11 protein-coding genes and 2 tRNA genes are annotated in these 13,085 nt (G+C 58.3%); 9 read left to right on the top strand and 4 right to left on the bottom strand.

Going from position 1 to position 13,085, the window contains the following annotated elements; all coding sequences use genetic code 11:
- The first annotated feature begins 168 nt into the window (after positions 1-168).
- From GVL52_RS17410 to GVL52_RS17400, 3 genes are all read left to right on the top strand, one after another.
- On the top strand, positions 169-1,878 hold the full coding sequence (locus GVL52_RS17410; protein ID WP_244619218.1) for a RimK family alpha-L-glutamate ligase: 1,710 nt from the start codon (positions 169-171) through the stop codon (positions 1,876-1,878).
- 37 nt (positions 1,879-1,915) lie between these two features.
- Complete coding sequence (locus GVL52_RS17405) at positions 1,916-3,451, top strand: hypothetical protein (protein ID WP_160009372.1); 1,536 nt, start codon at positions 1,916-1,918, stop codon at positions 3,449-3,451.
- Between the two features lie 107 nt (positions 3,452-3,558).
- Positions 3,559-4,914, top strand: a complete 1,356-nt coding sequence (locus GVL52_RS17400; RefSeq protein WP_244619217.1) for an aminotransferase class V-fold PLP-dependent enzyme — start codon at positions 3,559-3,561, stop codon at positions 4,912-4,914.
- Between the two features lie 273 nt (positions 4,915-5,187).
- On the opposite strand, the gene GVL52_RS17395 is transcribed toward GVL52_RS17400, so the two are convergent.
- A tRNA-Pro gene (locus tag GVL52_RS17395) sits at positions 5,188-5,264 on the bottom strand.
- Between the two features lie 223 nt (positions 5,265-5,487).
- On the opposite strand from GVL52_RS17395, the gene GVL52_RS17390 reads away from it, so the two are divergent.
- The 4 genes from GVL52_RS17390 to GVL52_RS30420 all read left to right on the top strand — a co-directional run bounded on the left by GVL52_RS17390 (position 5,488) and on the right by GVL52_RS30420 (position 8,308).
- Positions 5,488-7,110, top strand: coding sequence for a phosphoethanolamine transferase (locus GVL52_RS17390; protein ID WP_200847850.1), 1,623 nt, complete (start codon positions 5,488-5,490; stop codon positions 7,108-7,110).
- 155 nt (positions 7,111-7,265) lie between these two features.
- Positions 7,266-7,571 (top strand): ETC complex I subunit, encoded by a 306-nt coding sequence (locus GVL52_RS17385; RefSeq protein ID WP_160009366.1) that lies wholly within the window; start codon positions 7,266-7,268, stop codon positions 7,569-7,571.
- A gap of 52 nt (positions 7,572-7,623) precedes the next feature.
- A tRNA-Arg gene (locus tag GVL52_RS17380) sits at positions 7,624-7,700 on the top strand.
- Positions 7,701-8,140: 440 nt separating this feature from the next.
- Positions 8,141-8,308 (top strand): hypothetical protein, encoded by a 168-nt coding sequence (locus GVL52_RS30420; protein WP_200847847.1) that lies wholly within the window; start codon positions 8,141-8,143, stop codon positions 8,306-8,308.
- Between the two features lie 111 nt (positions 8,309-8,419).
- Here the strand turns inward: GVL52_RS30420 and GVL52_RS17375 are convergent, their stop codons facing one another.
- Complete coding sequence (locus GVL52_RS17375; RefSeq protein WP_244619216.1) at positions 8,420-9,577, bottom strand: MFS transporter; 1,158 nt, start codon at positions 9,575-9,577, stop codon at positions 8,420-8,422.
- Between the two features lie 778 nt (positions 9,578-10,355).
- On the opposite strand from GVL52_RS17375, the gene GVL52_RS17370 reads away from it, so the two are divergent.
- Positions 10,356-11,243 (top strand): hypothetical protein, encoded by an 888-nt coding sequence (locus GVL52_RS17370; RefSeq protein ID WP_160009364.1) that lies wholly within the window; start codon positions 10,356-10,358, stop codon positions 11,241-11,243.
- A gap of 71 nt (positions 11,244-11,314) precedes the next feature.
- Here GVL52_RS17370 and GVL52_RS17365 read toward each other — a convergent pair whose 3' ends face one another.
- Positions 11,315-11,560: a pyocin activator PrtN family protein gene (locus GVL52_RS17365; protein WP_160009724.1), complete on the bottom strand. Its 246-nt coding sequence runs from the start codon at positions 11,558-11,560 to the stop codon at positions 11,315-11,317.
- A gap of 382 nt (positions 11,561-11,942) precedes the next feature.
- On the opposite strand from GVL52_RS17365, the gene GVL52_RS17360 reads away from it, so the two are divergent.
- A complete protein-coding gene (locus tag GVL52_RS17360) occupies positions 11,943-12,857 on the top strand; it encodes a hypothetical protein (protein ID WP_160009362.1) in 915 nt (304 codons plus the stop codon).
- Positions 12,858-12,919: 62 nt separating this feature from the next.
- Here GVL52_RS17360 and GVL52_RS17355 read toward each other — a convergent pair.
- Positions 12,920-13,085, bottom strand: a 166-nt coding sequence (locus GVL52_RS17355) for an integrase core domain-containing protein (RefSeq protein WP_160009360.1), incomplete at its 5' end; no start/stop codon positions are given.

The raw sequence follows: 13,085 nt of genomic DNA, 5'->3' as shown, positions 1-13,085 counted from the left end.
TCCGGGCCATCGCCGCCGAGCATGACGTCGGCGCTATCCGGCGCTACTTTTCGCGTGCAAGGCCCACACAAGCGAGGCGGCACACAAGTGGGTTCAAATATTCGAATCCCGGTGATGTCGCGACGGTTCTCCAGTTGCGTCCCGAGCCGGCTCCAAGGAGTTGAGACTTTGAAAAGTGCTGCTGCCCAGGTCCCGGAATTTGCCGACGTCGATACCATCCTTGGCAAGGCCGCGATCGTTCGGACGATCTACGAGGGGAGAGATATCACCCCGACCTGGGAAAGGCTGATGGCGAGCCTGTCGCTCGACCCTGCCAACGCCGGCGCTTTCATGGACCTGTCGATCATCCTGCATACGCTCGGCAAGAAAGATGAAGCGGTGACGACGCAGACGGCGGCGCTTGACATCAGCCGGAATTACCGGATCAGCAACGGGCAGGGTACAGGTCTCAACGTGCTGGTCATCGTCACGGCGGGAGACTTCATGGCCAACACGCCGATCGAGTTTCTTCTCGAAAGCACCGATACGAATATTCTGCTGCACTATGTCGATGCTGAAACGCGGGATTTGCACGGCGCGCCTGCGCATGACGTCGCGTTTGTCGCCGTCGGCGAATCTCCCGAGAACCGGCCCGTGCTGGAAAATCTCGAGCGGCTTTTGGCCGATTGGTCAGGTCCGATCATCAACAACGCTCCACGCCGGATCATCAACCTATCGCGTGAAGGCGTCTCCGATGCTTTCAAGCACGAGCCTTCGATCCTTGCCCCGCAGACAACCCGCATTGGGCGCGAAGAGCTTGAAGGGCTTGCGGTCGGGACCACCGCGATCGACGCGATCGGCGGCGTCGCGTCCTTCCCGGTGATCGTTCGCCCGATCGGCACGCATGCCGGCCATGGCATGGAGAAGATCATCTCCCCGGAGGCGCTTGCCACCTATCTTGGCGAGCGCGGCGAAACCGAATTCTATATCGCGCCGTTTATCGATTACAGCAGCGAAGACGGCAAGTTTCGCAAGCAGCGGATAGCGGTGATCAACGGCAGGCCTTACGCCAGCCACCTGGCGATCTCCGACCACTGGATGGTGCACTATCTCAGCGCCGGCATGGCGCAGCACGGCGAGCGACGCGCGGAAGAGGCCAGCTGGATGGCCAATTTCGAAGCTGACTTTGCTGTCCGCCACGCGCGCGCGTTCGATGCGCTTCACCGCCGGATTGGCCTGGACTATTTCGCCATCGATTGCGCTGAGCTGTCGGATGGCCGCCTGCTGCTTTTCGAAGCCGACGTGGCGATGATCGTTCACTCGATGGATTCCGAAGCGGTATTTCCCTACAAAAAAAAGGCCATGAGCACGCTCTTCGCCGCTTTCGACAATACGCTGGCGCAGCGTGTGGCACGGGCAAACTCGACCTCCGGTGTAAAAGTTGCCCATACAGGCAAGGCGCCGATCTTCCAGCGGACGGATGATGACTGCCTGATCTGCGTGCTGGCGATGTACACGGGCAAAAGCTACGACGAGATCGAGGAAATCGCCACAAGCTGCGAGCCGAGTTTCCCATCCGGCGGGCCGATGAGCCATTCGATCATGCGCGGTGTGGCCAACACATGCGGCATTGTGCTGCTGAGCAGCATCTACATGCTCTGGGACAAGCCGGCGATCATTGGGGTGGTATCGCCGACAGTTCCCGATACCGGCCATGCCGTCCTCTGGGACGGGGAGAAGATCATCGACCCCGGCATCGGTGACCGTGTTGATCGCTCATATGTCGATCGGTGCGGGCTGGAGTTTAGCCAGCGGGCAACGGACCTTGCGCCGCTGATCACCCATGAGGCGCAGATATCCTACAAGGCAGGCGCAGTCTCGATCGTGGAACCCTTGTGATCCCGGAGCACATGCAAGCATCAGGTCCGGAGACGATATGCCCGCTGTTCAGACGATAATCACCGATGTTGCGGATGGTCGCGCCCTTGCGGGCGATACGACCACGGCATTACACCCGCTGTCCCTGCTGCTTGCAGCCGGAGGCGATGGTCGCATCTGGCCGGATGCGGTCACCGGACGCAATCGGTACGGCACCAGGACCGTACCCTGCGACGACGAGATTTCGTTTGCATCGACAACGGCAAGCAACGTATCGGCCGCAGGTTTTGCGGCTGCTGATGCAGAGTTGATGCGGCTGTTTGGCGTTGACGGGGCCTATTCGTCGACCAGTATCGACGACTGCTTCGCGACCATTCGGGATCGTGTTGCGCGCCGGTTCGGCTCGCGCGGAACGGAAGTCATCCTGGCTGCGTCTGGTACGGATATCGAGCTGTTTGCGCTCGGCCTGGTGGCCGGTCTGTCGCGGAGGCCGATGACGAATATTCTCATAGCCCCCGAGGAAACGGGAAGCGGTATCCCCAGGGCCGCCGCCGGATGCCATTTTTCGGAGATGACGGCGCTCGGGCGGACGGTGGTGGCCAATGCTGTGCTGGACGGTATCGCCGGTCAGCGCATCGACGTCCGGACGGTGCCCATTCGCAATGGCGCGGGTCAGCCTCGTCACGAGAGCGAAATCGATGCCGAAGTCATTGCTCTGGTCGAGCAGGAACTCAAACGTGACAGGGATGTGCTTCTGCATGTTCTCGACACGTCGAAGACTGGTCTGACGGCTGTGTCGCGCCGGGCTGCGCGGTATGTCGCCAGCTTGTCGCCGGGACGGGTGCGGGTTCTGGTCGATGCCTGCCAGTTGCGTTGCAGCGGCGATACTGTGCGGCGCGATATTGCCGATGGTTTCCTCGTGGCCGTGACCGGGTCGAAATTTCTGGCCGGCCCGCCGTTTTCCGGTGCCCTGCTGGTTCCAGCATCGTTTGCCGAGGAATTCGCGGCATCGCCGACTATTCCCGCAGGCCTGTCCGATTATACGGCGCTTCACGATTGGCCGGCACGTCTTCGCGAACGTACGCGCTTAAAATTCGGATCTCATTTCAATCTAGGCCTCGGCCTGAGATGGATCGCGGCATTGGCGCAGATGGATCCGCTTGCCGACATCGGCGAGGGGCTGCAGCTGCAAATCAAACGCGCCTTTGCCGATCTGGTGCGGGCCCGGGGTGATGATCTTCCAGCTGCGCTGATCCATCCCGATGACGAGGGTGACCATGTTGCCGGTCGCGCGATCGTGCCTTTGACGATCCTGAACGGGGCAGGCGGCTTTGCATCGTTGGCGCAGGCGCAGGCAATCCACCTTGACTTGCGCGAGAACGCGACAGGGCCCGTCTGCCATGTTGGCCAGGCCGTGCACCTTGGCCATCGAACGATCCTGCGGGTCGCGGCGTCGGCGTCGGATATCAACGCCGTGTCGGCGCGGATGGCGGGCGGACGATCGCTGTCGGAGGCAATGCAGCCGATTGCGGATGGTCTCGACATTGTGTTCGACAAGTGGGCAGCCGTCTCCAGAATGGTTGACGGTGCGTGATGTCGAAGCTGCAGGGAGATCCATCTTTGACGAGCGCCGGCGGTGTGCAAACCCCGACAAGCCTTGATCCTGCCGATTGGGCGCAGTTTCGCGAAGCGGCTCACCGGATGCTGGACGATACGATCGACCATATTGCGAACATCAGGGACAACCCGGTGTGGCGCCCGATGCCTGGCGAGACCAGGGCACGGTTTGCTCAACCGCTGCCCACGAAACCGCGTGATCTCGGCTGCGTGCTGGACGATGTGCGAGCGCACATCTTTCCCTACGCGACCGGCAATTTGCATCCGCTGTTTATGGGGTGGGTGCACGGTGCTGGCACGCCGATCGGCATGGTCGCCGAATTGGTGGCGGCCGGTCTGAACATGAACTGCGGCGGCCGTGACCATGTCGGTATCGAGGTCGAGAAGCAGATCGTCCGATGGATGAGCGAAGCACTCGGCTATCCCGCGTCGTCGAGCGGGCTGTTCGTGACCGGTTCCTCGATGGCGAACTTCCTGGCGGTGACGATCGCCAAGACGGAGGCCCTGGGCGCCTCCGTTCGCCAGAGCGGATTGCGCAACGCCGAGCAGCAGCTTGTGGCCTACACGTCATCGGAAGCGCATATCTGCATCGCCCAGGCCATGCAGTTGTCGGGGATCGGCTCGGCGAACCTCAGATCAATCGCGGTCGATGCTCTCGGGAGAATGCGGCCGGACGCCTTGTGCGCGGCCATCGACGAGGATCGCGCCCTTGGTCTGCTGCCCTTCCTGGTCGTCGGGACCGCCGGCACGGTCAACACCGGAGCCATCGATCCGCTCGCAGACATCGCGACGGTCGCTGGGCGAGAGAAAATCTGGTTTCACGTCGATGGAGCGATTGGTGCTCTCGGCATGCTTTCGTCCTCGATGCGTGAACTATTCTCCGGCATCGAACAGTCAGCGTCGGTCGCGCTCGATTTTCATAAATGGGGTCATGTACCCTATGACGCAGGCTTCCTGCTCGTTCGAGACAGCGCCGCCCAAAAGCGGGCCTTCGCGCAACCGGCTGCGTATCTGCAACGCTCGGACCGTGGCTTGGCAGCAGGGGAAACCTGGCCCTGCGATCTCGGACCCGACCTGTCGCGCGGCTTTCGGGCCCTGAAGACGTGGATGACCATGGAATCGCTCGGGACGGAGCGCATGGGCAACTCGATCGCCCATACGTGCGAACTTGCGCGTTATCTTTCCGATAAGATCGCCTGCGATCCAAGGTTCGAGATCAAGGCGCCGGTGGCACTGAACATCGTCTGTTTCGGTATTCGCGGCGCCGACGCCGAATTTACCCGGAACCTGGTGCTCGATCTTCACGAGCAAGGCGTCGCCGTACCGTCCTGGACAACCGTGAATGGCGAACTCGCCGTGCGCTGCGCCATCGTCAATCATCGCACGAGCAAGGCTGACATCGACACGTTCGTCAATATTCTGGTCGATTATCTCGCCTGAGCGATGCCCTTGGCGTTCCAGTGTTGCGCGCCGCCCGGGGGGCGGGGCTTCATCCGGCGCCATGAGCGGTGTCGCCCGGTGCGGCCAATATCCGAACCTGCATGTTCCTGACCGCGTCCAGCGTGGCAGCCGCGGATGACCGGAGGCTGATAAGCTCCGGCACGAAAGACCAACTCTTTCAGAGCGCGGCACATGCCTGTCCGCTCCCACGTATGGGATTTTGCAGGCTGAACTCGAATTGGGAATTGCTGATCAAAATCAGCTTGATGTCGGTGGTCGGAGTGGAGAGATTCGAACTCCCGACCCTCTGGTCCCAAACCAGATGCGCTACCAGACTGCGCTACACTCCGTGCCAACGAGGAGCGCAATACACGGTTCGTTGGTGGGCCGCAATAACTAAAATCACCTTTTCACAATGATCGTACGCAGACACCTTCAGGTTTCTGTCAGCAACGGATGCCATCTCCCTGTTTGTTTGATGCGGCGGCCCTCCACGGAGCGCCAGCTTTGACGGTGGAGAGCATATTGAAAGACAGCGTTTTATCGGATGCCCGCAGCGGCTTTCGGTCGCGCATGGGCAGTGTGGCACTGTCGGTGGTGACGGCAATCTATATTCTCGGCGTTGCAAACCAGACATTTTGGATGCGCGCCTTCGAATATCTCTCCTCCGCACCTCTTGCCTTTGTCGGCTTCGTGCTTGGCATCTGCGCGCTGACCATTGCGGCGCTGACGACGTTTTCGGTGAAATACCTGATCAAGCCTGCGCTGATCTTCTTCCTGATGGTCGCCGTGGTGTCGTCGTGGTTCAACGACCAGTTCGGCGTGATCATCGACAAGGAGATGATTCGCAACGCGGCCGTCACCACGCACGCCGAGTCCGCGCACCTGATCACGCCAGCCTTCGTGTTCCACATTCTCCTCAAGGGCATTCTTCCTTCCCTGTTCATTCTCTGGGTTCAGGTCGTCCACAAGCCGTTTTTGAAGAAGTTCGTGTGGAACATGGCGGTGATCGTTCCCTGCCTTGCGATCTTCGTTGCCGCCGGTCTCAGCTTTTCGCAGACCTATGCGTCCGTTGGCCGTATCCACCGGGATATCCTGCTGACGCTCAACCCGTTCCTGCCGATCGGCAGTGTTGCGCGCTTCGTCTTCGCATCCGAGGAGGATCGCAATATCGTGCGCCGGCCGCTTGGCACCGATGCGCATCAGCGCTCCGCGAGTGCCAATGGCAAGCCGCGCGTGACGATCATCATTGCCGGCGAGACGGGCAGGGCGCAGAATTTCTCGCTGGGCGGCTATCCCCGCGAAACCAATCCTGAGATGAAGGCGCGCGGCGTCATCTACTACGCGAATGCAACGAGCTGCGGCACGGCGACTGCGGTGTCGCTGCCCTGCATGTACTCTGTCTATCCCCGCAAGGAATATACCCACCGCAAGGGGCTGGAGACCGACAACCTCACGGATATTCTCGGCCATGCCAAGATCGATGTCGAATGGTGGGACAACGATACGGGCAGCTATGGCGTTGCCAACCGCATTCCCTACCGCTTCCTGCCGGATGCCGCCGATCCGCGCTTCTGCACCGACGGCGAGTGCCTGGACACGGTGCTGCTGGACAAGCTCGACGACTGGCTTGCCCACGTCAAGAGCGACAGCGTGCTGGTGCTGCACCAGCTCGGAAGCCACGGTCCGGCCTATTACCGGCGCTATCCCGATGATTTCCGCCGCTTTACGCCGGATTGCCGCACCGCCGAGTTCGGCGCCTGCAAGCCGGAGGAGATCGTCAACGCCTATGACAATTCCATCCTGTTCACCGACCATGTCGTTGCCAAGGTCATCGACAATCTGAAGAAGCGCCAGGGCTCGATCTCGGCCTCGATGCTCTATGTCTCCGATCACGGTGAATCGCTGGGTGAGAATGGCCTTTATTTGCATGGCGCACCTTATATCATCGCGCCTGCCGAGCAGACGCATGCGCCGATCATCGCCTGGCTGTCTCAGGATTTCAGTGCGGCGTCGGGTATCGACACGGCCTGCCTTGCTGCCAGCGCTTCCGATCCTGTGTCGCACGACAATTTTTTCCACAGCGTCCTTGGCCTGATGGATGTGGCGACGACGGTCTATGATCCGAAGCTCGACCTGTTTGCGCGTTGCCGCAACACGGCCAACGTGGTGGCGCAGGTGACGCCGAAAGCCTGAGCTGCCATGCGTCGAGGTTGCGGCTTTTCTCTTGAAAAGGACGGGATTCGCAGCTAAGCAAAATTCATCTGTTTGTGCGATTGTGCATGACGCGGCGCCGCTAGCGGGGCCAGATGAATTTGAATGCGAAAGCCATAATCCGGAGGCGTGCAGCCATGTCTGCCAAGATCTATCGTCCAGCCAAGACCGCCATGCAGTCCGGCAAGGCAAAGACCCACGTCTGGGTGCTCGAGTTCGATCAGGAAACGCCACGCACGATTGATCCGATCATGGGCTATACGTCGTCATCCGACATGCGCCAGCAAGTGAAGCTGACCTTCGAAACCCAGGAACTGGCCGAAGCCTATGCGCAGCGCAACGGCATCGAATACCGGGTGCTGGTGCCGAAAGATCCGCAGCGCCAGACGGTGGCGTATCCGGATAATTTCCGCTATACGCGCACCCAGCCCTGGACGCACTGATCCGCGTTCTTGAAAACTGATTTCGCCGATGTGCCAAGGCGCATCGGCGCGTGGCCCCTTAGCTCAGCTGGATAGAGCACCTGCCTTCTAAGCAGGTTGTCGCAGGTTCGATTCCTGCAGGGGTCGCCATTTCTGAGATTCCGGCTGCCGGTTCCACAGTTTCTCTCCATCCGGACTTGAATTCGACACATTGCTCGCCCATATGGTGTTCATCGGCTTTGCTGGTTAGCGTCCCAACAGCGGACCTCGCGACTGCTGATATTGCATTGATACTTTTGACCACGGATGTACTGGCACTGGTGTGAGATGCGATGAGGAAGGTCGGTGCGGTTTCGCCCCGGCCTTTTTTGTTGCCTGCAAGTGCCTGTCGAGCGTGTGAGGCAGGTATTGCTTGCTTTGAACACATTGAGCGCGCAAAGCTTTCCTATCGAAATTGCTGGTCGAGCTTTGTTTAGCGCCCTCGCTTCATACCCTGCGGCGCTCAAGCTGACTTCTTCTCTCAAAATCGATTCTACGCCATCTGGCCGCGGGCTGGGGGCGGTCATCTATGCAATCAAAGGGAAGATCACATGAGCAAGACAAATGCAGCCGAAATCCAGCGCCGCACAGAACGTTATGTGGCCAACAGCAGCGCCGGGGGCCATCTTGGCGGCACCAATTTCGGCCAGGCCAACGATGCCAAGACCTCGGGCGGCACCGGTCAGAACAAGGGTCGTCCGGGCGGCGCTCGCAAGTAATCGACAGGGGCCGGCCGTTCTTGGCTGAACCCGGGACCATGCAAGAAAAAGGGCCGAGGCATCACGCCTCGGCCCTTTTTGATTCAGGCGGATTGGTTCGGGCTGGTTGCGTCATTTCGCCGGTGCGTGGCGCCGGCCCTTGCCGATATCGGGCAGGAAGACGGTGAGCAGGCCGAGCAGCGGCAGATACGAGCAGAGGTGATAGACGAAGACGATGCCCTTGTGGTCCGCGACCATGCCGAGCGCCGCCGCACCGATGCCGCCGATGCCGAAGGCGAAGCCGAAGAACAGGCCGGCGATCATGCCGACGCGGCCGGGTACCAGTTCCTGCGCGAAGACGACGATGGCCGAGAAGGCGGAGGCGAGGATCACCCCGATGACGAAGGTCAGGACCACCGTCCAGGTATAGCCGGCGTAAGGCAGTGCCAGGGTAAAAGGCAGGGCGCCGAGGATCGAGAACCAGATCACGAACTTGGTGCCGAACCAGTCAACGATCGGGCCGCCCGCAACGGTGCCGATGGCCACGGCGCCGAGGAAGACGAAGAGCAGGATCTGCGCATGCTGCACCGAGACCTGGAAGCGCTCGATCATGTAGAAGGTGTAATAGCTCGAAAGGCTGGTCATGTAGACGTATTTCGAGAAGACCAGCATGGCGAGCACTGCAATGGCCATGATCACCTTCTTGCGTGGCAGCGCGACCACATTTGAAGGTGCCTTGCGGCCGGCAGTCGTGCGGCGGTGGTTCGCATACCATGCACCGACGCGCCAGAGAATGATCATGCCGGTCAATGCTGCGACCGAGAACCAGGCGACGCTGGTCTGGCCATGCGGCAGCACGATGAAGGCTGCGAGCAGCGGGCCGATGGCCGAGCCGAAATTGCCGCCAACCTGGAACAGCGACTGGGCGAGACCATGGCGACCGCCGGAGGCGAGACGGGCGACGCGCGAGGATTCCGGGTGGAACACCGCCGAGCCAAGACCGACGACGCCAGCGCCGACCAAAAGCACCCAGTAGGCGTGCGCGTAAGCCAGCAGCACCAGGCCGATCAGCGTGAAGCCCATGCCGATCGACAGCGAATAGGGCAGAGGGCGCTTGTCGGTATAGATGCCGATCAGCGGCTGCAGCAGCGATGCGGTGACCTGGAAAACCAGTCCGAGCAGACCGATCTGGGTGAAGTCGAGGCCGTAGCTGTCCTTGATCATCGGATAGAGGGCGGGGATCAGCGACTGCATGGTGTCGTTCAAGAGATGGCAGAAGCTGACTGCCATGATGATGCTGAAAACCGTCTGTTCCGCAGAGGGTTTCTCCGAGTGCAATCCACCTATAAATTGTTGATTTCGCTTCACATTATCCATTGGCGCATTTCCCGATCCCAGCAATAATCCTATCGGACCTATTTTGTTGCATAGTCCGCAGCAGGATATGTGCCGTCAAGCCACATATGGGTCGCATCCGTCGCCCGCCCTATATTCCCGGCAGAGAGCCAGGATGACCAGCGCCAAAGAATGAGCGTCCCGGCTTGCCTCATCAGTAATCCAAAGCTCATGATCAGTGTCGGTGCTGTCAAAGATAGCGGCAATCGCCAAGGCGGCTGCATCGCTGGATTGGTGACCGAGTGGTTCGCGGCGTACCTTCGTTGCAACTTCCGCAATAGCCCGTTTATTATATGAATGGTGAGAATCGGGGTGAGATTGGAACTATGCGTCTAGATAGGACAAGTGTGGGTAGCTATGCTGCATATCTGTCAGAGCCAGGGAGGCCCCCAAGCAGAGGCGGCAACACTAAGGCGTGGCATGCTCACGTGTTGCATATAGCTGGCGAGAAATACTCATTTCTAGCGTTGGGCTCCAAGAAGTGGGTTTTTGTCTCGGACACGGTTGCCTTCGATTGGGCGTGGGACGCGACGCAGAAGTACCGAAACATTGAGCCGTCATCGATTGAAACATGGGACAAGAGTGGTCATCCGATAATAAGGGGAGTGCGCGGCACAAAGAAGCGCCGAACTGCTGATGCGCGAATGCCAGCCTCTCGTAGGGAGCAGCGAGATTGACAAAAAAGGCAACCGGGCAGCGCAAGAGCATGGTTACCGGGATACTCGTTGGACTGACAGTAGGATACGCAATTACTTTCTACTATCTCGCAATTCAGACCAAAACTTGCAGCCCGATCAATACTGTCGCTTCTCCAAACTGGTTTCATGGCTTCTGGGATCGATTTCTAGCATGCCGACAAATTAATGAGCTTGGAGACACCCTCGGCGGAGCATTCGCGCCCATTGCCTTTCTGTGGCTCGCCGGAACGGTGTTCATCCAATCGCAGGAACTTGCGGCGCAACGCCAAGAGCTTGACGAGACCCAGGATGTAATGAGGGAGCAGCTAGAGGTTGCGCGGCAGCAGGTGGAAGAAACAAAAGCTTCGACTGCATTATTTAGAAAGCAGACCGAGATTTTGGAGCGGGAACAACTTTCCCGCGATCAAGCCGACGCCAATGATCAGTTTGACGAGATGGTAGAGAATTTCCTAGTCTTCGTCGGGCAGGAGGGCAGCTTTTCATTCAGCGCATCGGAATGGGAGGAGCGGCCAACGCCGGGATTGGCAGGCGACCATAAGACCGTACGCGTGTTCGGAGGAGCCCGAACTTACACTATTTTTCCGTCGTCAAGGTTTGGCGACCTCGCTGATTTGGCCCAGCTTGTTCGGGAAAACTTAATTGCCGCGACAAAGTCCATCAAAACTCGAAATTTGGAGATTGATCAAGACACTTGGGACGAGCGGCTGTGGATTGAGATTCGAGAGCAGTTGGACGAACTTCAATCCATGAGTGGAAGATTGTCTTCAAAACACCAGATTCTGATGGGCCGGTACCGACTTCAACCTTTGCTGATTGAAATGAACTCCCTGCGCACCGCAGCGCAGTTCAGCAAGAGTGGATGACGAAATTCGAGTATGAATTATCAAAACATCCGCCATGGACGAGCGGTTGTTTTGGGAAAATTACCTGGACACTAACGTCGTCCATGAAGCTGATCATTTTCTTTACGCGCGGACGCTCTACGTTTGTCGATGTAATCGGCCAAATCTTCGATATGAACGCCAAGTGCAGCCTTTTGGCTGGTCTCGATCCTTGTCAAGACAATGTCGATGTCTCCCGCATTGACCTTGCGAACGAACTGCGTGGGCGTCAGATGGCTGAAGTAGTCTTTGCAGACCGCTTCTGTGGGCACAATCGCCGCGCCATCGTATTGTGCCATAAGCAAGAAGGTTGTGTTGACCACTATCTTATCCTTTTCCGCACGACAGGCTTTCGGCAATATGGAGTAGCAAATGGAGCTGACCAGCGGGAGCCGATAGTTTCGCAAGCGGTGCTGTGAAAATCTCAACGCTAGCGCTTTTGCATGAACTGGAGCGACTTCACCTGACAGAGGAGGTTGAATCGATTTCAAGAGCCATGCGCTTCGTTCTCCAGCGCGAGGCGAAAAACGAGTGGTTAAAAGAGAACCCTTCCCCATTGCTTTATAAGAATGCTTGGCGATGAGGTATCAATTGGGTGAACGAAATCTGCGGCCTTGAGGGACTTTTTATTTACGGTTGTATTGATATAGCTCGTCTTTGTAGTTCGGTTGGCTAGGAACGATGTTCGAACAAACGATTGAAACTCTGAATGCGGTCGTCATTGAGGTGCTCCGCCGAAACAAGCTTGCGAGAGGTCTGGTGCTTGCAACAACCGTCATATCTGCTGGCATAACTGTTGCTGGCCTTTATGTTGGGTTTTCAGGCAACACGCTAGGCAGCGGCAGAGCGGTGAATCCTCTCGAAATCGCTCCCGTCGTGATAGCTGGAGCATTTGTGACGATATGGTGTCTTTCCGCAATTTTTGTGAGCTTGGTGGAGCCGGAGCGCCTTAAGGAAGTTACGAGGCGTGACGACGGAAGCGAGCGGTTCTTAGACGCGTTAATCGGACGGAACAGCGGTACCTTCAGCGGCAAGGCAATCGGTACCGCCAGCGCTAGAGGCACGCTTTCTCTCGAACCGCCGAAGAATGATGAAAAGCCCAAAGATGCTGATGATGATATCATCAAAGGTATCAAGATCAATCTCGCCCAGCTCGTTGAATACTACCTGATGAATCAGAGCCAAGCGAAGTCGAGCTTTCGCGCCAGCCTCACTGCGGTCATCGTCGGGTTTGTAACGATTATCTGTGGAGGCTGGTGGGCTTATACCTCGCAGAAGAGTGATATAACAGTCTACGTCGTGCCCTTTGCAGGACTCATCCTCCAGTTTATTGGAGGCGGGTATTTCTATCTTTATAACCGAAGCCTGATCCAGTTGAATTTCTTTTTTTCGCGGTTGGCACAGATGCAGGACACGCTTCTTGCTATCCACCTCGCGGAATCGCTGACTGAAACGAAAGATAAGACCAAGGCCATTGATCGCCTGATCACCATTATCGCTGAGCGCAGCGCCGACGCCCCAGCTTATCTAAAGAGCACGGAAAAGCCCACTCAGGCTCGGCGCGCCAAGGCGCAGCCTGTGGCTGCGGCAGAATAATAGAGATGGCTCGGTTTGTCTGAACAGTTTTGGGCGTTTGGCTAAGTGGATTTCCGCCTCGATTATGCCGCCACCATCATTGGTGCCAGCGCGTTGAAGTAGGCCTGATCCGGCGTCTTCCGGTCAAGGGATGAATGTGGGCGTCGGCTATTGTAAAAGGCCAGATAGCGGCCGATGCCAGCGCGAGCCTCGGACACCGTCCTGTAGGCATGGAGGTAGACTTCCTCG

Origin of the sequence: Rhizobium sp. 18055 (genome assembly GCF_902706285.1) — a bacterium.
GTDB lineage: Bacteria > Pseudomonadota > Alphaproteobacteria > Rhizobiales > Rhizobiaceae > Rhizobium.
The sequence above is the reverse complement of the archived record's forward strand: the minus strand, read 5'-3'. Positions and strand labels throughout refer to the sequence as shown.

What these genes read in the sequence shown, in the direction of transcription:
- GVL52_RS17365 (WP_160009724.1), bottom strand. Translation starts at nt 11,560, where the DNA reads ATGGCACAATACGATGGCGCGGCGATTGTGCCCACAGAAGCGGTCTGC.
- GVL52_RS17375 (WP_244619216.1), bottom strand. Translation starts at nt 9,577, where the DNA reads ATGGCAGTCAGCTTCTGCCATCTCTTGAACGACACCATGCAGTCGCTG.
- GVL52_RS17390 (WP_200847850.1), top strand. Translation starts at nt 5,488, where the DNA reads ATGGGCAGTGTGGCACTGTCGGTGGTGACGGCAATCTATATTCTCGGC.
- GVL52_RS30420 (WP_200847847.1), top strand. Translation starts at nt 8,141, where the DNA reads ATGAGCAAGACAAATGCAGCCGAAATCCAGCGCCGCACAGAACGTTAT.
- GVL52_RS17405 (WP_160009372.1), top strand. Translation starts at nt 1,916, where the DNA reads ATGCCCGCTGTTCAGACGATAATCACCGATGTTGCGGATGGTCGCGCC.
- GVL52_RS17385 (WP_160009366.1), top strand. Translation starts at nt 7,266, where the DNA reads ATGTCTGCCAAGATCTATCGTCCAGCCAAGACCGCCATGCAGTCCGGC.
- GVL52_RS17400 (WP_244619217.1), top strand. Translation starts at nt 3,559, where the DNA reads ATGCTGGACGATACGATCGACCATATTGCGAACATCAGGGACAACCCG.
- GVL52_RS17360 (WP_160009362.1), top strand. Translation starts at nt 11,943, where the DNA reads ATGTTCGAACAAACGATTGAAACTCTGAATGCGGTCGTCATTGAGGTG.